The sequence below is a fragment of the Pantoea sp. SO10 genome (assembly GCF_005281435.1).
In the GTDB taxonomy this organism is placed as follows: Bacteria; Pseudomonadota; Gammaproteobacteria; order Enterobacterales; family Enterobacteriaceae; genus Pantoea; species Pantoea leporis.
Map to the genome: position 1 here is coordinate 1201710 of NZ_CP040095.1, position 22999 is coordinate 1224708.

The 22999-nt window shown below is 54.4% G+C and carries 24 protein-coding genes; 9 read left to right on the forward strand and 15 right to left on the reverse strand.

Features of this window, described 5'->3' with window-relative positions; translation table 11 throughout:
* Window positions 1–208 precede the first annotated feature (208 nt).
* The 3 genes from pagP to FCN45_RS05500 all read left to right on the forward strand — a co-directional run bounded on the left by pagP (window position 209) and on the right by FCN45_RS05500 (window position 1922).
* Window positions 209–781, forward strand: a complete 573-nt coding sequence (gene pagP, locus FCN45_RS05490; protein WP_101763264.1) for a lipid IV(A) palmitoyltransferase PagP — start codon at window positions 209–211, stop codon at window positions 779–781.
* 150 nt (window positions 782–931) lie between these two features.
* Entirely contained in the window at window positions 932–1141 is a 210-nt protein-coding gene (cspE, locus tag FCN45_RS05495; protein ID WP_007890714.1) for a transcription antiterminator/RNA stability regulator CspE, read from the forward strand.
* Between the two features lie 355 nt (window positions 1142–1496).
* Window positions 1497–1922, forward strand: a complete 426-nt coding sequence (locus tag FCN45_RS05500; RefSeq protein WP_137385354.1) for a GNAT family N-acetyltransferase — start codon at window positions 1497–1499, stop codon at window positions 1920–1922.
* On the opposite strand, the gene FCN45_RS05505 is transcribed toward FCN45_RS05500, so the two are convergent.
* On the reverse strand, window positions 1906–3261 hold the full coding sequence (locus FCN45_RS05505; RefSeq protein ID WP_137385355.1) for a PLP-dependent aminotransferase family protein: 1356 nt from the start codon (window positions 3259–3261) through the stop codon (window positions 1906–1908). The two genes, FCN45_RS05500 and FCN45_RS05505, sit on opposite strands and share 17 nt — an antisense overlap.
* Window positions 3262–3398: 137 nt before the next feature.
* Here FCN45_RS05505 and FCN45_RS05510 point away from each other — a divergent pair, with 137 nt between their 5' ends.
* The 6 genes from FCN45_RS05510 to tatE all read left to right on the forward strand — a co-directional run bounded on the left by FCN45_RS05510 (window position 3399) and on the right by tatE (window position 8087).
* Entirely contained in the window at window positions 3399–4358 is a 960-nt protein-coding gene (locus FCN45_RS05510) for an ABC transporter substrate-binding protein (protein WP_137385356.1), read from the forward strand.
* Window positions 4359–4360: 2 nt separating this feature from the next.
* On the forward strand, window positions 4361–5155 hold the full coding sequence (locus FCN45_RS05515; RefSeq protein ID WP_008103707.1) for a deaminated glutathione amidase: 795 nt from the start codon (window positions 4361–4363) through the stop codon (window positions 5153–5155).
* Window positions 5156–5174: 19 nt separating this feature from the next.
* Window positions 5175–6062, forward strand: a complete 888-nt coding sequence (locus FCN45_RS05520) for an ABC transporter substrate-binding protein (RefSeq protein WP_137385357.1) — start codon at window positions 5175–5177, stop codon at window positions 6060–6062.
* Window positions 6059–7018, forward strand: a complete 960-nt coding sequence (locus FCN45_RS05525) for an amino acid ABC transporter permease (protein ID WP_101763258.1) — start codon at window positions 6059–6061, stop codon at window positions 7016–7018. Before FCN45_RS05520 ends, FCN45_RS05525 begins: the two co-directional genes overlap by 4 nt.
* Window positions 7015–7785 carry an amino acid ABC transporter ATP-binding protein gene (locus tag FCN45_RS05530; protein WP_137385358.1) on the forward strand — a complete coding sequence of 257 codons (771 nt, stop codon included), beginning with the start codon at window positions 7015–7017 and terminating at the stop codon, window positions 7783–7785. The genes FCN45_RS05525 and FCN45_RS05530 overlap by 4 nt, the downstream gene beginning before the upstream one ends.
* Before the next feature lie 98 nt (window positions 7786–7883).
* Window positions 7884–8087 carry a twin-arginine translocase subunit TatE gene (gene tatE, locus FCN45_RS05535; RefSeq protein WP_064740541.1) on the forward strand — a complete coding sequence of 68 codons (204 nt, stop codon included), beginning with the start codon at window positions 7884–7886 and terminating at the stop codon, window positions 8085–8087.
* A gap of 88 nt (window positions 8088–8175) precedes the next feature.
* On the opposite strand, the gene FCN45_RS05540 is transcribed toward tatE, so the two are convergent.
* From FCN45_RS05540 to leuS, 14 genes are all read right to left on the reverse strand, one after another.
* A complete protein-coding gene (locus FCN45_RS05540; RefSeq protein WP_137385359.1) occupies window positions 8176–9204 on the reverse strand; it encodes a hypothetical protein in 1029 nt (342 codons plus the stop codon).
* A gap of 146 nt (window positions 9205–9350) precedes the next feature.
* The gene (lipA, locus tag FCN45_RS05545; RefSeq protein ID WP_101763255.1) at window positions 9351–10316 is read right to left on the reverse strand and encodes a lipoyl synthase; all 966 of its coding nucleotides are present in this window, start codon (window positions 10314–10316) and stop codon (window positions 9351–9353) included.
* 176 nt (window positions 10317–10492) lie between these two features.
* Window positions 10493–11143, reverse strand: coding sequence for a lipoyl(octanoyl) transferase LipB (gene lipB, locus FCN45_RS05550; protein WP_101763254.1), 651 nt, complete (start codon window positions 11141–11143; stop codon window positions 10493–10495).
* A gap of 69 nt (window positions 11144–11212) precedes the next feature.
* The gene (gene ybeD, locus FCN45_RS05555) at window positions 11213–11476 is read right to left on the reverse strand and encodes a DUF493 family protein YbeD (protein WP_008103691.1); all 264 of its coding nucleotides are present in this window, start codon (window positions 11474–11476) and stop codon (window positions 11213–11215) included.
* Window positions 11477–11572: 96 nt separating this feature from the next.
* Complete coding sequence (dacA, locus tag FCN45_RS05560) at window positions 11573–12784, reverse strand: D-alanyl-D-alanine carboxypeptidase DacA (protein ID WP_101763253.1); 1212 nt, start codon at window positions 12782–12784, stop codon at window positions 11573–11575.
* Window positions 12785–12901: 117 nt separating this feature from the next.
* Window positions 12902–13996 carry an endolytic peptidoglycan transglycosylase RlpA gene (rlpA, locus tag FCN45_RS05565; protein ID WP_137385360.1) on the reverse strand — a complete coding sequence of 365 codons (1095 nt, stop codon included), beginning with the start codon at window positions 13994–13996 and terminating at the stop codon, window positions 12902–12904.
* 10 nt (window positions 13997–14006) lie between these two features.
* On the reverse strand, window positions 14007–15119 hold the full coding sequence (gene mrdB / locus FCN45_RS05570; protein WP_101763316.1) for a peptidoglycan glycosyltransferase MrdB: 1113 nt from the start codon (window positions 15117–15119) through the stop codon (window positions 14007–14009).
* Between the two features lie 8 nt (window positions 15120–15127).
* Window positions 15128–17032: a peptidoglycan DD-transpeptidase MrdA gene (mrdA, locus tag FCN45_RS05575; protein WP_101763251.1), complete on the reverse strand. Its 1905-nt coding sequence runs from the start codon at window positions 17030–17032 to the stop codon at window positions 15128–15130.
* 33 nt (window positions 17033–17065) lie between these two features.
* Complete coding sequence (rlmH, locus tag FCN45_RS05580) at window positions 17066–17536, reverse strand: 23S rRNA (pseudouridine(1915)-N(3))-methyltransferase RlmH (RefSeq protein WP_008103678.1); 471 nt, start codon at window positions 17534–17536, stop codon at window positions 17066–17068.
* A 3-nt stretch (window positions 17537–17539) separates the two neighbouring features.
* Window positions 17540–17857, reverse strand: a complete 318-nt coding sequence (gene rsfS / locus FCN45_RS05585) for a ribosome silencing factor (protein ID WP_008103673.1) — start codon at window positions 17855–17857, stop codon at window positions 17540–17542.
* A gap of 91 nt (window positions 17858–17948) precedes the next feature.
* On the reverse strand, window positions 17949–18593 hold the full coding sequence (gene nadD, locus FCN45_RS05590; RefSeq protein ID WP_137385361.1) for a nicotinate-nucleotide adenylyltransferase: 645 nt from the start codon (window positions 18591–18593) through the stop codon (window positions 17949–17951).
* Window positions 18586–19617 (reverse strand): DNA polymerase III subunit delta, encoded by a 1032-nt coding sequence (gene holA, locus FCN45_RS05595; RefSeq protein WP_137385362.1) that lies wholly within the window; start codon window positions 19615–19617, stop codon window positions 18586–18588. The genes nadD and holA overlap by 8 nt, the downstream gene beginning before the upstream one ends.
* Window positions 19614–20213, reverse strand: a complete 600-nt coding sequence (lptE, locus tag FCN45_RS05600) for an LPS assembly lipoprotein LptE (protein ID WP_110865718.1) — start codon at window positions 20211–20213, stop codon at window positions 19614–19616. The genes holA and lptE overlap by 4 nt, the downstream gene beginning before the upstream one ends.
* Window positions 20214–20227: 14 nt before the next feature.
* Complete coding sequence (gene leuS / locus FCN45_RS05605; protein WP_137385363.1) at window positions 20228–22810, reverse strand: leucine--tRNA ligase; 2583 nt, start codon at window positions 22808–22810, stop codon at window positions 20228–20230.
* Between the last annotated feature and the right edge of the window lie 189 nt (window positions 22811–22999).

Consider the following 22999-nt stretch of genomic DNA (forward strand, 5'->3'; position numbering starts at 1 on the left):
TCAGTAATACCTTTCCGTTTATCCGGCGTTTCAATTTCACGTTCCGCATGAGGTAAAATTCGCCGTCAACCGAGAATTAGCCTGGAGATATTAAGCATGTTTTTTAATATCCTTTTGGCGATTACTTAGGAATGCGTCGTACAAGAATCTGAAAAATTTGCCTCAGGGTAGTGCACTTTTTCAGCATGAATTAACAGGAAATTACGTTGTGAATCGGCACTTTTCTGCAGTTTTGTTAGGCTGCATTTTGACCTCATCGGTCTCATTTTCGGCATCAGCGGTAACAACTTCACAAGCCATCAAATCAGGCTGGAACACCTTTAGCGATAACGTGTCGCAAACCTGGTCGCAACCGCAGAATTATGATTTTTATCTGCCGGCGATTACCTGGCACAACCGTTGGACTTATGACGACGAACACATCGATAAATACAACGAGCGCCCGTGGGGCGCAGGTGCGGGCGTTTCGCGCTGGGATGAGAAAGGTAACTGGCACGGTTTGTACCTGATGGCGTTCAAGGACTCCTTCAACAAATGGGAGCCGATTGGCGGTTACGGTTGGGAAGCGACCTGGCGACCGCTTAGCGATCAGAACTTTCATTTGGGCGCCGGATACACGGCGGGTGTAACGGCACGTGATAACTGGCGCTACATCCCGGTTCCGCTGATATTGCCTTTAGCATCAATTGGATATGGTCCAGCCACTTTCCAAATGACTTATATTCCCGGCACTTATAATAACGGCAACGTTTACTTTGCATGGCTGAGATTTGAGTTTTAAGCGCTGGCGGCACGCATAAAGTGTGATCGGCATGCAAAAAATCAATATTTATCACTTTTTCATCAAATCGCACTGGACAAATGTCACCGCAATTGCTGTACTAGACGTCGACACAGTTTAGTGTCCTTTTTTCATGTAAAGGTAATATAGATGTCTAAGATCAAAGGTAACGTAAAGTGGTTTAATGAGTCGAAAGGCTTCGGTTTCATTACTCCAGAAGATGGCAGCAAAGATGTATTCGTACACTTCTCTGCAATCAACAGCAACGGTTTCAAAACTCTGGCTGAAGGTCAACGCGTTGAGTTCGAAATCACTGACGGCGCTAAAGGCCCATCAGCTGCTAACGTTATCGCACTGTAATTAACAGTTCGAATTCTGAAAACCCGCCTTCTGGCGGGTTTTTTTTATTCATTTTTAGGCTCGCCACCAAATAATCATCCAGCTCGCTACGGCAAGCATGCTGATGCTCAGTGCCATTAACTCATCGAAAGTGCGTGGAATAAGGTTTTTCATTTCGCCTGCCTCAGAAAGAGATTTCCCTCAGCATGCCAATACCAGATTAAGCCAGCCTTAAGCCGTTATGACATTCTCGTGACAAGGCAGATTCTGCGGCACATCTCACAGATAACTTCCGTAACATAGCCACAACAATGCTTACTTGCAGATTTTTGTCCGGCAACGCTATATAACTGCTCAGGGAAAATGAGGAGGCAGGATGAACATACGTCAGGCACAGGCAAAAGACAGTTTTGCATTGAGCGCGTTGCTAACCGAATTAGGTTATAGCGCGACGGAAGGATTTATCGATACACGTTTGGCGCAGCTTATTCATCATCCCGATGAAATGTTGTTGGTCGCGGAACACGGCAATCAGGTGCTGGGCTTTCTCTCGTTGCACTTTATTCCGCAGCTGGCATTGGCTGGCGATTTTGCCCGCATCAGCTACTTCTGTATTGCCGAAGGCGAGCGCAGCAAAGGCAGCGGGCAGCAGTTATTGAACCACGCTGAACAGCTGGCGCGGTCACGCGGTTGCGACCGTATGGAAGTGCACTGCCATTCATCGCGCCTCAAAGCCAACCAGTTCTATGCGCGTGAAGGCTATGTGGAATCACCGCGTTATCACATTAAAGCTCTGAGTTAAGATTGAGCTCGCGTCCGCTGGCTATCACGATGGCATCGGCGATGCTGTCGAGTTGTGCCACAGGCAGCAGCGCGGCGCTGACGCGAATGAACTGCCGGCTGCTAATGCTACAGCGTTCACCGGGCAGCACGGCGATACCGCGCGCGGCTAGCGTGATCATCGCGTACTGCTCCGATTCCACCGGAATCCACACGCTCAATCCATCGCGCTCTTCCAGCACCAGACCGCGTTTCGCCAGCGCGGCCAGTAACTGCTGGCGACGCTGCGCATAGGTGGCTTTGGCCTGCTGAATACGCTGCTGAGTCTCTTCATCATTGAGCATCCACGCCACGGCATCCTGCAAAATACGGCTGGTCCAGCTCACGCCAAAGTTGCGCCACGCTTGCAGGCGCTTCACCATTTCTGCGGTGCCTGATAACACCGCCAGCCGCAAATCCGGCCCATATGCTTTAGAAAACGAGTGCACATGCAGCACGCGTTCGGGATAGTGGAAGCCGAGGCTAAACACCGGGTAGCGCGACAGATCGCCAATGCCGTCATCTTCGACAATGACGGTGCTGCTGTTTGCCAGCACGCGCGCCAGCTCTGCACTGCGACGCTGGCTCACGCTGTTTCCGGTGGCGGAATGGGTGCGCGGTTGATAGATAAACATCGCCGGAGATTTCTGCATCAGCGTGGTCAGCGCCGAGGGAATGGGACCTTGCTCATCGCAGGGCAGCGGCAGAATTTCAGCACCCATGTTGTCTAAAATATCCAGTAATCGCGTGGCGGTAGGATCTTCGATCACCACACGATCGCCCGGTGACAGCAACGTCTGCACGATCAGGTTCATGGCATCGAAGCCGCCATCGGTTGCCAACCAGGCTTCGGCGGGATAGGGCCAACGTGGCGCTACGGCATCCAGCAATTGCGGTGAAATCGCCTCACGCTGATAACTATTCAGTTGCGGCGATGCAATGCCCGCCAGCATCGCCTGACGTAGATCCGGCAATAACGTTGGATCCGGTGAGGCCATCGCCAGTGACGCCTGAACATTCTCGCCGTAATTGCCGATCTTCTCGAAGCGAATCGGACGCGGCATCACGCTGTTACCGCTCACCCACACGCCGCTGCGACCTTTACCCGCCAGCACTTTCTGCTTCTTCAGTTGCGCCCAGGCAGCGGAAACGGTTGCCGGGCTCACGCCCAATCGCTCAGCCAACTCGCGTACCGCCGGCATCTGCATGCCCACCGCAATCTGCCCATCGCGAATCAGCGTGGATGCCGCATGCGTGATGCCTTTCACCGAAGCATCCGTGATCTGCAGGCTGAGCCACTCCAAATCCACACTTTGCGTCATAAGAAAATCCTTTGTTCAGTAACAAATAATAGATTGTTCAGATTAGTATTCGCGATTTAGACTCAAATTCAAGCACTATTTGCTGCATAAATAATCACAGCCGCAGGGCTGGCAGAACAGACGGGGAAGGCAAAACTATGGTAACCATCAGACTGGCGGTACGTGACTGGGATTACTTCACACCGCTGGCACTTGGCGATATCAAGCCGGAAGGTTTCACGCTGGAGATCGATCGCGTTGGCACGCTGGTGGATAACCTCGCCACCAGCGATAAATACGATGCCGGTGAGGTGTCGTTTAGCCGCTTTGCTCAGGCTCGGGCAAAAGGTGACACTTCACTGTTGGGCCTGCCACACTTTCTGATGCGCGGTTTCCGTCAGCGCTGCATCATTACGCGCAGCGACAGCCCGATGACTACGCCAGCGCAGCTGAAAGGTAAAAAGATCGGCGTTACCGGCTGGCAGGATTCGGGCAACACCTGGACGCGCACCGTGCTGCGTGAAGCGGGCGTGGAGATTGATGATGCGTACTGGTTTGCCGGGCGTTTGACTGAGGATCACCCGATTGTTGATCGTCTGGCCGGTTTTGGTCGTCCGGGGCGTATTGAACCGGCGCCAGGTGAGCGTCCACTGATCGCGTTGCTGAAAGCGGGCGAGCTGGATGCTGTCTTTACCCCTTTTATGCCGGAGGGTTTTTTCCTCGCCGATTCGGGTTTGCGTCAGCTGCAGGTGGATTTTGCCGCTGCCGAGCGCGACTACTTTAATCGCGTCGGTTATGTGCCGGGCATTCACTTACTGGCACTGAAGCCCGCCCTAGCGGAGGCGCATCCGTGGCTGCCTCAGGCGCTGAGCGACATCATCGATCGTTCGTACCAGATGTGGATGAAGAAGCGCGAGAAATACGCCGACACCACGCCGTGGCTGCTGGACGATTTGCGGCGCACCGCGCAGGAATTACCGGCCAACTGGAATCAGAACGGATTTTCCGTTAACAAAAAGATGATTGCCGACTTTGCGAATGAGCTGTTCCAGCAAGGCCTAACCCAAACATTGCTGACGCCGGAAGCGATTTTCCCGGCTGCGGCGCAAGGAGAATAACCATGAAAGTAGCAATGGGACAATTTGCCGTCAGCCGCGAATGGCAGGAAAACACCGATATCTGCATCGGATTGATGAACCAGGCATTGGCGGGCGGTGCTGATCTGCTGGTGCTGCCGGAAGGCGTGCTGGCGCGTGATATCGCCGATCCTGATCTGGTATTGAAAGCGGCGCAGCCACTTGATGGTCCTTTCGTCACGCAGCTGCTGGCGGTTAGCAAAGGCAACAACCTGACCACCATGATGAGCGTGCACGTGCCGACAGAAGGGCAGAAGGCGCTCAATGTACTGATCGCCATTCGCAACGGCGAAATCATCGCCGAGTACGTGAAACTGCACCTTTACGATGCCTTCGCCATGCAGGAGTCGCAGCGCGTGAATCCGGGGCGCGAAATTCCGCCGCTGGTTGACGTGGCGGGCATGAAAGTCGGGTTGATGACCTGCTACGACGTGCGCTTTCCGGAGCTGGCGCGTCGCTTAGTGCTTGACGGCGCGGATGTGCTGGTGCTACCGGCAGCGTGGGTGAAAGGCCCGCTGAAAGAGATGCACTGGGAGTTGCTGACCACCGCGCGTGCGCTGGAAAACACCTGCTACATGGTGGCGGTGGGCGAATGCGGGCCACGCAATATCGGCAACAGCCTGGTAATCGATCCGTTGGGCGTGGCGATTGCCAAAGCGCCGGAATCGGCCGCGCTGGTGTTTGCCGATCTCGATCCACAGCGCATCGCCTACGCTCGCAGCGTACTGCCGGTGCTGGAAAATCGCTGTTTTGCGCGTCCCGAACTTAAACCACTTTGATCGCTGGGGAATCTGACTGATGAAAATTCTTGCTACCGCCATCGCGCTGTCATTGGGCCTCACGGCCTGTTTCGCTCAGGCCGCCGACACGATTCCTGCGCAAAAAGTGGATCAGGCGCTGCACGATCGTCTGCCAGCAGAGATCAAAAGCAGCGGTAAAATGATCTCGGTGAACAACGGATCTTTTCCTCCGTATGAGATCGTTAACGGTCCGCACTCAATGGACGGCGCTTCCGCCGATCTCACCGAAGCGCTGGCACAATTGCTGGGCGTGAAGATTGAACATGCCACCGTCAGCGGTTTATCGGGCGTGCTCACCGGCATTAATTCCGGCCGCTACCAGATGGCGATTGGCCCGATTGGCGATTATCCGGATCGTCAGCAGAAGGTTGATTTTATCGACTTCGTGCAGGAGTTCGTGGTGTTTGGCGTGCAGAAAGGCAATCCCTCGAAGATTAACGGTCTGGAAGATACCTGCGGTAAACGCATTGCGGTAATGGCGGCCGGTTCAGCGGAGCAGGTGATTCGCAAGCAGTCCGATGCCTGTGTCGCGGCGGGTAAACCGGCGGTGGTGGTGCAATCCTTCACCGACCAGCCATCGTCGATTTTAGCCGTGCGTTCAAAACGTTCCGATGCTTTCTTCTCCTCGCAGGCGCCGCTGACATACTTCATCGAACAGGCCAATGGCCAGCTGGAGCTTTCGGGCAAAGGCAAGAAAAACGGCTTTGGTGACATTTTCCAGGGCACCGTGGTACCCAAGGGTTCTGAACTCGGCAACGTGGTGCTGGATGCGTACAAAGAGCTGTTCAATAACGGCACTTACGCGGCCATCATGAAGAAGTGGAAATTAGACGGCAACGTGTTGCAGCAACCGGGACGTAACCTGGCGCAAGGGGCTGCAAAATGAGTCCGGTCACCAACAATTCGCGAGCCAGGGATAAGGCCGACGTGCAGCAGCGCGATGTGGCTTTTGCCCGCAGTGCGCCCACTTATGGGCGCTGGATCTCATGGATTTTGGTGCTGGTTATTGCCGCGAACTTCCTCTGGCTGGTGGCGACCAACCCCAATTTCGAGTGGAACGTGGTGCTGCAGTGGTTCACCGAAGGTTCGGTGATGAAAGGCCTGCAGGTCACGCTCGGCTTGACGGTGGTGTCGATGATTCTCGGCACGCTGCTCGGGTTGTTGCTGGGCGTGTGGCGTCTCTCGGAAAACAAATTGCTGAGCGGCTTATCGTCGCTCTACATCTGGTTTTTCCGGGGTACGCCGCTGCTGGTACAGCTGATCTTTTGGTACAACCTGTCGACGCTGTTTCCCACCATCGCAATCACTCTTCCGTGGACGGATATCACTTTTGCCAGCTGGAACACCAACGATCTGATCACGCCACTGACCGCAGCCATTGCCGGACTGGCGCTCAATGAAGCGGCTTATATGGCCGAGATCATTCGCGCCGGCCTGCTGTCAGTGGATAACGGTCAGGTCGAAACCACGCAGGCGTTTGGCATGAGCCGCAGTCGTGCGCTGCGCCGCGTGATCATTCCACAGGCGATGCGTTCAATTATTCCGCCTACCGGCAACCAGTTGATCAGCATGATCAAAGCGACCTCGCTGGTAAGTGTGATCGCTATGGGCGATCTGTTGTACTCGGTGCAGGCCGTTTATAACCGCACCTTTGAAATTATCCCGATGCTGATGGTCGCAGTGATCTGGTATCTGCTTATCACCTCAATTCTTAACCTTGGCCAGTCCGCCATCGAGCGTTACTACGCCCGTGGCACCACCCGCACGGTGGTGAATAAACGTCGCGTTGCTGCTAACGAAGCTGCGCCTGCCGTCGCGCACCGTCTGAAGGAGGATGTATGAGTGAAGTTCAGCCACTGGTGCGTGCGCGTAATGTGCAGAAGAGTTATGGCGATAATGAAGTGCTGAAAGGCATCGATCTCGATGTGTTTCCCGGTGAAGTGGTGGTGATTCTCGGGCCATCAGGTTCGGGTAAATCCACCTTTTTACGCTGTATTAACCATCTGGAAGACATGAATGCCGGTTCGATTGTGGTCGGTGACGATCAGATCGGTTATGAACTGAAGCGCGGTATTTTGCATCGTCTGTCGGCGCGTAAAATTGCTCATCAGCGCCAGAAAATCGGCATGGTGTTTCAGCAGTTCAACCTCTATCCGCACATGACGGTGCTGCAAAACATCATTGAAGCGCCGATAGGTGTGCACAAGTTTACACGGCAGGATGCACTCAAGCATGCGCGTGAACTGCTGGCGACCGTGGGATTGAGTGACAAAGCCGACGCCTGGCCGCGTCATTTGTCCGGTGGTCAGCAGCAGCGCGTGGCGATTGCGCGTGCGCTGGCGATTAAACCGGTGCTGATGCTGTTCGATGAACCCACTTCGGCACTCGATCCGGAGTTAGTCGGCGAAGTGCTGGCCACCATGCGCACCTTAGCCGATCAAGGGCTAACCATGATTGTCGTGACCCATGAAATTGGTTTCGCGCGTGAGGCGGCCGATCGCGTGGTGTTTATGGATGGCGGCGTGGTAGTGGAGCAGGGCAGTCCGGAGCAGGTGATTGGTAACCCGCAACATCCGCGCACGCAGGCATTTCTCAGCCGCTTTATCTGAGCAGGCGGTCTCACTCTGTTACAGATTGCAGTTGAGGCGGTTTATAAACTGCGCGTTAATAGTCAGGTCCGTTTTTCACATTGGTTGAAAGGTAAATTATGGAAGGTATCAGTATTGCCAAACTGCTGATCATCGGTGCGCTCATCGTACTGCTTTTTGGCACCAATAAGTTACGTTCACTGGGTGGCGATCTGGGTTCCGCAATCAAAGGCTTCAAAAAAGCCATGAAAGATGATGAATCCGGCGCATCCAAAAGCAGCGCTGAAGAAGTGCCTGCTGAACGTGTCAGCCACAAAGAGTAATCTCTGCGCCGAACGTCAATAAGTGTAAATATTTATTACGTTGATAAAAAACCAGACTGTCGCCAGCCTGGTTTTTGTTTTTTGCGTCTTAGTGCCAATTGGCGTAAATGATTTCCTGCTCATCCACATCAAATATTGTTGAGCCATATAAGCCATCAAAGTCGCTCAACCCATCCTGGGCATGCCAGCCCTGCAACATATCATCAGTTAAAATTAAGGGTATCAACGATATTGTTTCTTCTTCCTCGGCTGTAATAACATCAATGAGTGCTATTTCAATTTTGTCTGATTCACTCTCATCAATTGGCATAATGATTTCGCCAATTTTAGGCTTAGTCAAAAACGGATAATCAATTTTGCCACCCATTACGCCTTGCGGATTAATGGGGACTGCACTAAAAACATGCTGAGCGACAGAAATCTCGGTGGGCAGTTCAAACTGCCAGCGGCCTTGGCTATCAATTTCAGAGCTGCCGACCCACACATCATCAAGATAAAAGTATAACGTCGTACCAACTGGCGCATTACCGCTGAAAGACCCTTCATCCTCATTCAGATCATCAATAATGACCTCATTTTCAGTGATAACCTTTGACTGTACCTGTACTAAAAGTTGAGGTTTGGCACTCTCGCGTTCAGGTAGCGTGGCAATTTCCACACTCTCGTGGTGCATGCCGATAGCCGGTTGCCACAGTTGTGGCTGAGGAGCATTGAATTTCGCTTCCAGCAAATCAAAATTCCATTCAGGTTCAGGCTCTTCATTAATCACAGGGAGTACATTCTCCTGGGAAGTTTGAAAAGCGATGTCTTCAGCATAAGGCATGATGTGTCGCACCTCTTCGGGCATTACAGCGACAGTTTCATGACCCTTTAGTGGCAACTCTAAATGAATTTCATCGTATCGATGCTCAATACTGATAGCGGTAGCGATAAATGCATTGGCACATGAGGCGTGAGATGAAGTATAGGGATTGGTGTTATCTATGGGCGTGGTACGCGCTTTAAGCGCATCCAAACTCTCTCCGGATGCACTGTTAAGCCGCACATCGGGTAATTGACCTGACAAATCGGGTTCCCGGAGAAAATCGAGCCCCTTTAAGTGAGAGGATGTTTGCATTATCTGACCTTCAAAATAAACACTGAGAAAAGAGAAATAGGCTCTTATGGCCTCAGCGATTAAAGCGACAGATTTGAGACAGGAATTAAGATTTTTAAGGAGATATTTGCGATTGCGCCCTGGTAAGAGCGCAATCGCGAAGCATATTACTTAACTTCCAGACCTTTGGCCTGCATATCAGCATGATAAGAAGAGCGCACAAACGGGCCGCAGGCGGCATGGGTGAAGCCCATCGCCATTGCTTCTTCTTTCATTTCGTCAAACTCGGCCGGGCTAACGTAGCGCTGCACCGGCAAGTGGTGACGGCTCGGCTGCAAATACTGTCCCAGCGTCAGCATGGTGACGCCGTGGCGACGCAGATCGCGCATCACTTCAATGATTTCAGCATTGGTTTCGCCCAGACCGACCATCAAACCCGATTTAGTCGGGATATCCGGATGCGCTTCTTTGAAACGCTCCAGCAATTTCAGTGACCAATCGTAGTTGGCGCCAGGACGGACCTGACGGTACACGCGCGGCACGTTTTCCAGATTGTGGTTAAACACATCCGGTGGCGTCGCGGTGAGGATTTCCAGCGCGCGATCCATACGACCACGGAAGTCCGGCACCAATGTTTCAATTTTGATGGTTGGGCTTTTTTCGCGAATCGCGCTGATGCAGTCAGCAAAGTGCTGGGCACCGCCGTCGCGCAGGTCATCGCGGTCCACTGAAGTGATGACCACATAACGCAGCGCCATATCGGCGATGGTTTGTGCCAGTTTCAGCGGTTCGTTAGCGTCAGGCATATTCGGACGGCCGTGCGCCACGTCGCAGAATGGGCAGCGACGGGTACAGATCGCGCCGAGGATCATAAAGGTCGCGGTACCGTGGTTGAAACACTCTGCGAGGTTAGGGCAGGAGGCTTCTTCACACACCGAGTGCAGACCGTTTTTACGCATCGCGGCCTTGATGCCCTGAATGCGGCTGGAGTCCGCAGGCAGTTTGATCTTCATCCATTCCGGCTTACGCAGAATTTCTTCACGCTCAACCATCACGGTTTTCACCGGGATCAGCGCCATTTTGTCGGCATCGCGATACTTGACGCCACGTTCCATCTGAATTGGTTTACTCATAAATCTGCAGGTTCCGGTCGGGATTGCGATTTGAAAGCTTCCTCACTCAAACTGAGAACCAGGCTTTCAACTTTTTTTGAAAATATGGCAAAAATTATATCATCTCGTCTACCCATAAGCAGCCGATTCGCCGGTGCAAAAGTTACAATTTTGTAAATAGGCACGTACAGTCAAGGTCAGACCGCGGCATCACTTTGCCATTCCAGTTGGGTAAATCCGGTTAAACGGGCGAAATGCTGCACCAGACGCGGCTGCACATCTGCCGGCGTGACGCCCGGCTGCAGCTGGCTAAGCTGCGTCATTTGCATCCCGGCATATCCGCACGGATTGATGCGCAGGAACGGCGCTAAATCCATCGCCACATTCAGTGCCAGGCCGTGAAACGAGCAGCCTTTACGAATACGCAGCCCCAGCGAACAAATCTTGTCATCGCCAACGTACACGCCCGGCGCATCCGGTCGCGCCCGCGCGCTGATGTCATAGTCGGCCAGCGTGGCGATCACCGTTTCTTCTAACGCCGTCACTAACTCGCGCACGCCCATCTTGCGACGTTTCACGTCAATCAGCACATACATCACCTGTTGGCCGGGGCCGTGATAGGTTACCTGGCCGCCGCGATCGCTTTGTACCACCGGAATATCGCCCGGCATCAGCAGATGTTCAGCTTTCCCTGCCTGACCCTGAGTAAACACCGGATGATGTTCCACCAGCCAGATTTCATCGGCAGTGCTGCTGTCGCGTTGATCGGTAAAGTGATGCATGGCATCGGAGATGGGTTGCCAATCGCGCTGGCCGAGTTGACGAACAAGAAGCGTATTAGCTGACAAAGCAGAGATCCGGTAAAGAGTGGAAGGCAGAGTATAACGCTGGCAAAGCGGACTTTGCCAGCGCCAGAATTACAGCACCATGCGCACGATTTCGATGTTGCCCAGCTCTTCATACAGGGTTTCAACCTGCTCAATGTGGGTGGCGATGATGGTAATGGAAACAGAGTGATAGTTGCCTTTGCTGCTTGGCTTAACGTCCGGTTTGTAATCGCCTGGCGCGTGGCGCTGCACCACTTCAACCACTTGATCAACCAGCTCCGGTTGCGCCAAACCCATCACTTTGTAAGTGAAAGGCGTAGGGAATTCGAGCAGTTCATTCAATTTGGTTTTCATACATTGACTCCGGTGCTTAAAAAACAGGCTCCCGCCAAGGCGGGAGCAAAGATAGTAACTTAATTGGGGGCAAATTGGCGTTTTTTCAAGCGCGCCTTAGCCGAACCAGTGGTGGAACATCAGTTTGATGTAATCGATGATGCGGCCGAAGAAACCACCTTCTTTCACTTCATTCAGCACCACCAGCGGACGCTGTTCCACCGTTTTGCCGTCGAGCTGGAAGTTGATGCTGCCCACTACCTGATTTTTCTGCAGCGGCGCATGCAGTTCAGTGTTGTTCAGCACATAGCTGGCTTTGAGATCTTTCATGCGGCCACGCGGAATGGTCAGATAGGCATCTTTCTCCACGCCCAGCTGGACACGATCGCTGTCACCGAACCACACAGGCTCAGAGGCAAACTCTTTGCCCGCTTTCAGCGGTGCGACGGTTTCAAAGAAGCGGAAGCCCCACGTCAGCAACTTCTTGCTCTCGGTTTCACGGCCTTTAAAGGTACGACCGCCCATCACCGCGGAGATCAAACGCATCTGGCCTTCTGTTGCCGAGGCGACCAGGTTGTAACCCGCTGCGTCTGTGTGGCCGGTTTTAATGCCATCGACGTTCAGGCTGGTATCCCACAGCAAACCGTTACGGTTGGTCTGCTTGATGTTATTAAAGGTGAAATCTTTTTCACGGTAAACCGCGTACTCATCGGGTACGTCACGGATCAGCGCCTGGCCGATCAACGCCATATCGCGCGGCGAGCTGTATTGGCCTTCGGCATCCAAACCGTGCACGGTCTGGAAGTGGGTGTTTTTCAGACCCAGCGCGCCAACGTAGTTGTTCATCAGGTTGACGAATGCGTCCTGGCTGCCAGCAACGTAATCCGCCATCGCTACACAAGCGTCGTTACCTGATTGCAGCACGATACCGCGCGTCAGCTGAGAAACCGGCACACGATCGCCAGGCTTGAGGAACATCAGTGATGAACCTTTGAATACCGGATTACCGGTTGCCCAGGCATCTTTACCCACGGTCACGATGTCATCGTTATGGATTTTTCCCGCTTTGACCGCCTGACCAATCACGTAGCTGGTCATCATCTTGGTCAGGCTTGCCGGATCGCGGCGTGCATCCGCGTTCTTTTCGGCCAGCACTTTGCCGGAGTTATAGTCGATCAGCACATAAGCTTCAGCATCAATGTCCGGTACACCCGGAATCATAGTCTTAAGATTAACATCGTCCGCAAATGCGGCATGGCTGAGAGAAAGGGCGACCAGTGATCCCACTGTCAGGCGTTTCAGAAAACGAGAAGGTTTCAGCGTATTCATGTTCAGGACTACAACATCCGTGGGTTTAGAGTGAAAAAAGTGCCTAACTATAGCAAACGTCCGATCGGGCGACATCTTGCTTTGCAAATCAGTTTCAGCAGGAAATGTCACTGTCCGTTACATCGATGGACGGGCAGTGGTAATAAATGAGCTCATTTGCGCTTCAGTGTTCAGACGCTGCTGCAAGGCAGCGGCTTCGGCACGGCTTTTATAGCCACCTAACTGAATGCGATAGACGTTGCCATTGGCTTCAACCGCGCCCGGCACGCCAAAGCGTTTACCCAGGCTTTCGGCCAGCTGACGTGCACGCGCCGGATCGTTAATCGCGCCGACCTGAACCACATAACCGCTGCCGGCATGGGCATTCTGGCTGGTAGCTGGTGCGGCGGCAGCGGCTGGCGCCGAAGACGTTGCTGGGGCTGGGGCGGCAACCGGCTCGTTGCCTTCCAGCACGCCCGTAGCTAACGGCTGTGGTGCGCCGAGAAAACCACTGCTCTGGACGGGCGCACCCATGCTGTCACTGCTTTGCAAGGTGCTGTTATCGACAGCGCGCACATCCTGCGGTGCAGGCGCTGGCGCAGCATTGGCGCTGCCGCCCATCATCACCATGCCGCCGCCGAGATCGGGACGCGCGGGCAGGGCATAACTCTGTTTGGCGACGGTGGTACCGATGGTGCCGGGACCGGAAACGGAACCATCCGGCGCCACTTTAATGTAATCAACGCGCACGCGGGTGTTGTTAGAGATATTCAGGCGATCGCCCGCCGCACGCGACAAGTCGATAATGCGGCCTGGCGTGTAAGGGCCACGATCGTTGACGCGTACCACAATTTGGCGGCCGTTGGCGAGGTTAGTGACACGCACATAGCTCGGCAGCGGCAGCGTTGGATGCGCGGCAGTCATGCCTTCCGGATCGTAAGATTCACCGATAGCGGTGCGATTCCCCTGCGCTTCGTCACCGTACCAGGTGGCTAAACCCACTTCGCTGTAGTTCGAGGGATCTTTGATCACGCGGTAGTTTTTACCGTTGACGCTGTAATCCTGGCTGGTGGATGGATTGATCGGTTCATAACGTGGTTCCACGCCAGGAATTTCCACTACCGGGCCGTGATAGGCCGGTTGCGGTGGCGCAGTATTATTTTGCGGTTCCGGTGTGGAACAGGCAGCCAGTACCAATGATGCCAGTGCAACCCCAAGCCAGTCCTTACGCATGTGCAGCCTCTTAAACGCTTTTAGATAACATTTTTCGATGAGTATGGATCGACATCACGATGCCAAATCCAGCCATTAACACAATCAATGCCGATCCGCCGTAGCTCACCAGCGGCAGCGGTACGCCAACCACCGGTAAGATACCACTTACCATGCCAATGTTAACGAAAACATAAACGAATAAAATCAGCATCAAACCGCCCGCCATCACGCGACCAAAGGTGGTTTGCGCGCGCGCCGCGATAATCAGTCCGCGCATGATCAGCAGCAAATAGAGTACCAGCAGTAACAACACGCCAACCAGACCAAGTTCTTCCGCTAAAACGGCAAAAATAAAGTCGGTATGGCGTTCAGGCAGGAATTCCAGCTGCGATTGGGTACCGTGCAGCCAGCCTTTGCCGCGCAGGCCACCGGAACCGATAGCAATCTTCGACTGAATGATGTGATAACCGGCGCCGAGCGGATCGCTTTCCGGGTCCAGCAGCATCATCACGCGGGCGCGCTGGTAATCGTGCATCAGGAAGAACCACAAAATCGGGATAAAGGCGGCAACCAGCAATACCGCGATACCAATCAGCTTCCAGCTCATGCCGGATAAGAACAGTACAAACAGGCCGGAAGCGGCGATCAGAATCGAGGTGCCGAGATCGGGTTGTGCCGCCACCAGCAGCGTCGGCATGAAAATCAGAATCAACGCGATGCCGGTGTTTTTCAGCGTCGGCGGGCAGACATCGCGGTTAATAAAGCGCGCCACCATCAGCGGCACGGCAATCTTGGCAATCTCCGAGGGCTGAAAACGCACAAAACCAAGATCGAGCCAGCGCTGTGCGCCTTTACTGATGTGACCAAACGCGTCCACCGCTATCAGCAATATCACGCAGACAATATAGAGATAGGGCGCCCAGCTTTCATAGACGCGCGGCGGCACCTGCGCCAGCACCAGCATAACGATGATGCCCATGGCAATTTGCCCGAACTTACGCTCGGTCATGCCTGGATCCTGTCCGCTGGCGCTCCAGATGACGATGGCGCTGTAGGTCAGCAAGCTGAGAATGATCAGCATAAACAGGGGGTCGATATGGATGCGCGTCCAGATCGATCTTTTCTGCGGACTATCGTTCATGGACATTGTCATTCACCTTCGTAGCCGGGCGGTGTCGGTGCGGCTTCTGGCAGCACGGTATTGTTGTCGCCTAACATAATGTGGTCGAGAATCTGGCGCATCACGGTGCCGACAGCCGGGCCTGCGCCGCCGTTTTCCAGAATCATGGTGACGGCCACGCGCGGTTTATCGTAAGGCGCATAGGCAGTCATTAATTTATGGTCACGCAGACGTTCGGCAATCTTGTGCGCGTTATAGACTTCATTTTCTTTCAGTCCGTAAACCTGCGCGGTACCGGATTTGGCAGCGATTTTGTAGGGCGCATCGGCAAAGCTCTTGTGTGCGGTACCGTTAGCGCGGTTGGCGACGCCATACATGCCGTCTTTGGCAATTTCCCAGTAACCTGAATGAATATCGCCAATCGGTGCATCCGGAACCTGGCGATAGGGCACCATGACCTGGCCTTCACGCGTGGCGCGCAGTAAGTGCGGCACTTTGATCACACCGTCATTGATCAGAATCATCATCGCTTTGTTCATCTGAATGGGCGTCGCGGTCCAGTAGCCCTGGCCGATACCCACCGGAATGGTGTCACCTTGATACCACGGCTTCTTAAAGCGCTTCAGCTTCCATTCACGCGTGGGCATGTTGCCCGCGCTCTCCTGCGGCAGATCAATGCCGGTGCGATGGCCGTAACCAAACTTGGTCATCCACTCTGACAGGCGATCGATGCCCATATCGTAGGCAACCTGATAGAAGAAGGTATCCGCCGATTCTTCCAGCGATTTAGTGACGTTCAGGCGACCGTGGCCCCATTTTTTCCAGTCACGATAGCGCTTTTCCGAGCCGGGCAGTTGCCACCAGCCGGGATCGAACAGGCTGGTATTGCGGTTGATCACGCCTGCGCTCAGCGCCGACACGGCAACGTAAGGTTTCACCGTTGACGCTGGGGGATAGGAGGCCTGCAGCGCACGGTTATACAGCGGGCGGTTTTCGTCGCTTAACAGCGCTTTATAATCTTTGCTCGAGATACCGTCGACAAACAGGTTCGGGTCGTAGCTGGGGGTAGAAACCAGTGCAAGAATTTCGCCGGTGCGTGGATCGCTCACCACCACTGCCGCGCGGCTGCCGGTCAACAAGGTTTCGATGTACTGCTGCAGTTTGAGGTCAACCGTCAGGTAGATATCGCGTCCAGCCTGCGGAGATTGCTCGTGCAGCTGACGAATAACGCGGCCACGGTTGTTAACTTCAACCTCTTCATAACCGGTTTTACCGTGCAGCACATCTTCGTAATAATTTTCGATGCCGAGCTTGCCGATATCATGTGTAGCCGCATAGTTCGGCCATTTTCCTTCCTGATCGAGGCGCGTGACGTCGCGATCGTTGATTTTGGAGACGTAGCCCACTACGTGCGTCAGCGTCTGGCCGTACGGATAGTAGCGGCGCTGATAGCCTTTTACTTCCACGCCAGGAAAACGGTATTGATTGACGGCGAAACGCGCCACTTGCACTTCGTTTAAACCGATTTTGACCGGAATCGAGGTAAAGCGGCGCGAGCGTTTGCGCTCTTTGTCAAATGCATCGAGATCGTCGTCGGTCAGATCCAGTACCGGACGCAGATCCTGTAAGGTCTGCTTCAGGTTGTCGACCTTTTCCGGCATCAGTTCGGCCTGATAAATCGTGCGGTTTACTGCCAGCGGGACGCCGGTACGATCGAAAATAATGCCGCGGCTCGGTGCCACCGGCACCAGCTTAATGCGGTTTTCATTTGAACGGGTGCTGTAGTCGTCAAAGCGCAGAATTTGCAGGTGGTACATGTTGACCACCAGAATGCTGGAGAGCAGCAGAATGCCAACAAAAGCCACCAATGCTCGGCGGACAAAAAGTTTCTGTTCGGCAGTGTAATCGCGAAAGGCGTTGCTCTGTAATTTCATCCGCTACATTTATTGTCTGGGGTTGTCAGGCGTTTATTCACGATGATAAGGATGATTCGTGGTGATGCTCCACGCACGATACAGGCTTTCCGCTACCAGCACACGCACCAGCGGATGTGGCAACGTGAGCGCTGACAGTGACCAGCTTTGTTCAGCAGCGGCTTTGCACGCAGGCGCCAGTCCTTCCGGACCGCCGATTAACAGGCTGACATCGCGGCCATCCAGTTTCCAGCGTTCAAGCTGCTGCGCCAGCTGTGGGGTTTCCCACGGCTGTCCGGGGATATCCAGCGTGACAATACGATTGCCTTTACCCACGGCGGCCAGCATCGCTTCACCTTCTTTTTCCAGAATGCGTTTGATGTCAGCGTTCTTGCCGCGTTTGCCGGCAGTTACTTCGATCAGTTCAAACGGCATATCTTTCGGGAAGCGGCGCAGATACTCCATGAAACCGGTCTGAACCCAGTCGGGCATTTTGGTGCCGACGGCCACAAGCTGCAGTTTCACGTCTTAGCTCCAGAGTTTTTCCAGCTCGTACAGCTGGCGGCTCTCTGCTTCCATCACGTGCACAATCACGTCACCCAGGTCAACGACCACCCAATCGGAGGCGGTTTTACTGTCTACACCCAGCGGCTTAAGGCCCGCAGTGCGCGATTCCTGCACCACATGATCGGCGATAGAAGCGACGTGACGTGTTGAAGTGCCGGTGCAAATGATCATGCAATCGGTGATGCTGGATTTGCCCTGAACATCAATAGCAATGATGTCCTGGCCTTTGAGATCATCAATCTTATCAATAACGAACTCTTGGAGTGCTTTACCTTGCAAAAGGTTCCCCTTAAAAACAGGTGATTACGGACGGGCTAACGATGCGAGAAAGGTAGCCGAAAATGAAGCGGCGCAGTATAGCATGCTGCCTTTAGCTGCGATATAAGCCAACGCTATCGATGTAACCGATCACTGCATCTGGCAGTAAATCCGCGCAGGAGATGCCCGCATGGCGGCGCTGACGGATTTCGGTGGCGGAAATGTCGAACAGCGGCGTATCCGCCAGCCAGATATGTCCCGCCGGTGCGTGATGGAGTTGCTGCACATCATCGGCGAGATGCTTATCAAGCCACTGCTGCATCTCTGGCGTCTCCATCTGCGTGGCGTAACCTGGACGCTTACACACCAGCAAATGACACAGCGACAATATATCCTGCCAGCGATGCCATTTGGCTAACGTTAGCAGAGAATCCTGACCAATGATAAACCCGAGGGGCTGTTCTGGGCCGCGTTCCGCACGCAGTGCTTCCAGCGTGGCGACCGTCCAGGACGGCGTTGCACGCGCCAGTTCGCGCGTATCGATATCAAACAGTGGGCGATCGGCAATAGCACAGCGCAGCATCTCAACGCGCTGTTGCGCACTGGCTTCCGGCTGCGGGCGATGCGGCGGCACGTTGTTCGGCAGCAGCGTGACCTTTTTTAATCCCACTTGCTGTGCCAGCGCTTCTACCGGGCGCAAATGGCCGTAGTGAATCGGATCGAAGGTGCCGCCAAACAGGGCGTAGAGTTTAGACATCGGTAAAGCTCAGTGGGAAATCGCGGTGACACAGCAGCAGCGACAGCGTTTCCAGCTGCGGCCACAGGTTTTGTCCGTAATCCTGCTTCATGCTGAGTTCCAGCTCTGCCAGCAAATGCACCGCGCGCTGTAAACGCTGAGCATCAAGGCGCTGCAAGGCTTCAGTAAACAGCGCGCGACGGTTTTGCCAGATACGTTGCTGATCCATCAGCGTGCGCAGCGCTTGTTTCGCCTGATTCCGCTGCAGGTGCAGCAGCGTGAGTAAATCGCGTTGCAGCGTGCGCAGTAGAATCACCGCTTCGCTGTCCTCTTTTTCCAGCTGATGCAGGATGTGCAGGGCGCGTTTACTTTTCCCTGCCAGCAATGCATCCACCCAATGGAACGGGGTAAAGTGCGCAGCATCGTTGACGGCGGCTTCCACGCGCGGCAGCGTTAATTTGCCATCCGGCCACAGCAGCGATAAGCGTTCCAGCGCCTGCGACAGCGCCAGCAGATTCCCTTCGTAGCAGTAGCAAAGCAGCTGGATCGCCGCATCATCTACGCTGAGTTTCATCGTTTTGGCGCGACTCGCCACCCAGCGCGGCAGCTGTGTCTGTTCAGGCGTCTGGCACGGAACCATTACCGCCTGCGTACTCAGCGCTTTGAACCAGGCGCTGTTCTCCTGCGCTTTGGTCAGTTTCGCCAGGCGCAGCACCAGCAAAATATCGCTGTGCAGCAGCGTGGAGAGTTTCACTAACTGCTCGGCGATAGCGGCATTGGGGCCGTTTTCGGGCAGTTGCAGCGTCAGGGTTTGGCGTTGGGTAAACAGGCTGAGCGATTGACAGCTAACGAAGATCGCATCCCAATCGGTTTGCGCATCAATGGTAACGCTGAAGTGCTCTTCAAATCCCTGTGCGCTGGCGGTAGCACGGATTGCATCCGCGCTTTCCTGAATCAGCAGAGGTTCATTACCGGTGAGAAAATAACAGGCGCGCAGCACCTCTCGAAGCTGCGCGCTCAGTTGTTCAGGATAAATCCTGATCATTGCAGACTGGTAGCTGACGAAGAGGACACTTCCGGTGAGTTCTGTCCCGGTGCAATCGTCTCAGGCTGCGGCAAAGTATCTTTGTTGCTTTCCTGCGCGGCATGCACGGTCAGCAGTTTACGTACTAACTGCTCGGACGCGCGCTGACGCATCTCCTGCACAATCATATCCTGCTCGGCATCCTTCGCCAGTGCGGCGTTCGGGTTGTCGAAGAAAGAACGATACACGGTGGTGCTGATCGGGTAGATACCTTTACCCGGCAGCAGAACCTGTGCGGTGACCGTCATTACCAGCGAGTATTCCGCGGTGGTACCGCTGATAAACACCGATGCGGTATCACGTCCCTGGCCTTCAGCACCCAGACGCAGCGTTGGGTATTTGGCGCTGGCCGCTTTGCTGTCTTCAATGATGGTGACATTGTTGATGCGCAGCTGCTGGCGCACGGCACGTGCCAGTGGGCCATAGGGATCGCCGCTCTGGACGATAAGGGTTTTCATCTCACTCGGCACCGAGGTGGTGCCGCGCGGGTGGAAACCACAGCCTGCGGTAATCACTACCGCAAGCAGGACAAACAGCCTGATAATCAGTTGTCGCACAGTTCCTCCTGAACTTAACCTACGACCAGGTTAAGCAGTTTGCCAGGGACATAAATCACTTTACGAATGGTGACGCCATCCAGATATTTCGCCACCAAATGCTCCTGCGCAGCACGCGCCTGCACCTGCTCCTGCGTGGCATCCGGCGCAACGGTAATCTTGCCGCGCACTTTGCCATTCACCTGCACCACCACCAGCAGCGAATCTTCCACCATGGCCGCTTCATCGGCTACCGGCCAGCTGGCTTCGTCGATGCTGCCTTCGCCGCCCAGCGCTTGCCACAATACATAGCTGGCGTGCGGGGTGAATGGATAGAGCAGACGCGTCACCGCGACCAGCGCTTCCTGCAGCAGCGCGCGATCTTGCTCGCTCTCCTGCGGGGCACGGATCAGTTTGTTCATCAGCTCCATAATGGCAGCGATGGCGGTGTTGAACGTCTGACGACGCCCCACATCATCGGCCACTTTGGCGATGGTTTTGTGCAGATCGCGACGCAGCGCTTTCTGGTCGTCATTCAGGTTATTGACGTCCAGTGCCACGGTCGCGCCTTTCGCAATGTGCTCGTAAGCCAGTTTCCATACGCGCTTCAGGAAACGGTTAGCACCTTCAACACCCGATTCCTGCCACTCCAGCGTCATCTCTGCTGGCGAAGCAAACATCATGAACAGACGAACGGTATCTGCACCGTAACGCTCAACCATCAGCTGGGGATCGATGCCGTTGTTTTTCGACTTCGACATTTTGCTCATGCCGGCGTAAATCACTTCACGACCTTCGTTGTCGGTGGCTTTGATAATGCGGCCTTTCTCGTCGCGTTCTACGGTCACGTCAACCGGAGAAACCCAGTTACGCTCGCCGTTCACGCCGAGGTAGTAGAACGCATCAGCCAGCACCATGCCCTGACACAGCAGGCGTTTGGCCGGCTCATCAGAGTTCACCAGGCCAGCATCACGCAGCAGCTTGTGATAGAAGCGGAAATACATCAGGTGCATGATGGCGTGTTCGATACCGCCAACATACTGATCGACCGGCAACCAGTAGTTTGCCGCCGCCGGATCCAGCATGCCTTCATGGTAGTTGGCGCAGGTATAACGCGCGTAGTACCAGGATGACTCCATAAAGGTGTCAAAGGTGTCGGTTTCACGCAGCGCAGGCTGGCCATTAACGGTGGTTTTGGCCCACTCAGGATCGGCTTTGATTGGGCTGGTGATACCATCCATCACCACGTCTTCTGGCAGGATGACCGGCAACTGATCTTCTGGCGTTGGCATCACGGTGCCATCTTCCAACGTCACCATTGGAATTGGCGCGCCCCAGTAACGTTGACGGGAAACGCCCCAGTCGCGCAGACGGTAATTGACTTTACGCACGCCCACGCCTTTGGCAGCCAGCGCATCGGCGATGGCGTTAAAGCCCGCCTGATGATCCAGACCGTTGTATTCACCCGAGTTGAACAGCGCGCCTTTTTCGGTCATCGCGGCAGCACTCAGGTCCGGTTCAGAACCGTCGAGATTCAGGATCACCGGCTTAATGTTCAGGTTGTACTTGGTAGCGAACTCCCAGTCACGCTGATCGTGGCCTGGAACAGCCATTACCGCGCCGGTGCCGTATTCCATCAGCACGAAGTTAGCGACCCACACCGGAATTTCTTCACCGGTCAGCGGATGGATAGCGAACAGGCCGGTGGCCACGCCTTTCTTCTCCATCGTTGCCATGTCGGCTTCGGCGACTTTGGTGGTACGGCATTCGTCGATAAATTCAGCCAGCGCAGGATTAGTGGCAGCTGCTTGCTGCGCCAGTGGGTGACCTGCGGCAACCGCCACATAAGTTGCACCCATAAAGGTGTCTGGACGGGTGGTGTAAACGGTCAGCTTCTCAGCGCTGTTGGCAACGTCAAAGGTGATTTCCACGCCTTCAGAGCGGCCAATCCAGTTGCGCTGCATGGTTTTGACCTGCTCCGGCCAATCTTCCAGCTTATCGAGATCGTTGAGCAGCTCTTCCGCATAGGCGGTGATTTTGACGAACCACTGTGGGATCTCTTTGCGCTCAACTTTGGTATCACAGCGCCAGCAGCAGCCGTCGATAACCTGTTCGTTGGCCAGCACGGTCTGATCGTTCGGGCACCAGTTCACCGCCGAGGTCTTTTTATAGACCATGTCTTTTTCATACAGCTTAGTGAAGAACCACTGTTCCCAGCGATAGTATTCTGGCTGGCAGGTCGCCAGTTCGCGGCTCCAGTCATAGCCAAAACCCAGTAATTTCAGCTGGTTCTTCATGTAAGCGATGTTGTCGTACGTCCACGGCGCCGGCGCGGTGTTGTTTTTCACCGCAGCGCCTTCGGCTGGCAGACCAAACGCATCCCAGCCAATTGGCTGCAGAACGTTTTTGCCGAGCATACGCTGGTAACGCGCAATCACATCGCCAATGGTGTAATTACGCACGTGCCCCATGTGCAGGCGGCCAGAAGGATAGGGCAGCATCGAAAGGCAATAATATTTCTCTTTGCCTTCCTGCTCGGTCACTTTAAAGGTTTCGTTTTCGTCCCAGTGTTGTTGGACGCGGGATTCTATCTCTTCCGGGCGGTATTGCTCTTGCATGGCTGCCTGTGGTCCTTTGTGAAAATCGCTAAGCATACTTTTAGATCCGCATAGCATACCCATAAGGCTGCGCATCAACAACTTTTCACGCCCTCGCCGGCCGGATTTCTGCCGAATGCGCCGCCGCTTTCACCCTTTTGTGATTTCTTAGGTTGCTGCCGATGCAATTGTGACAAAACCGCTAAACTT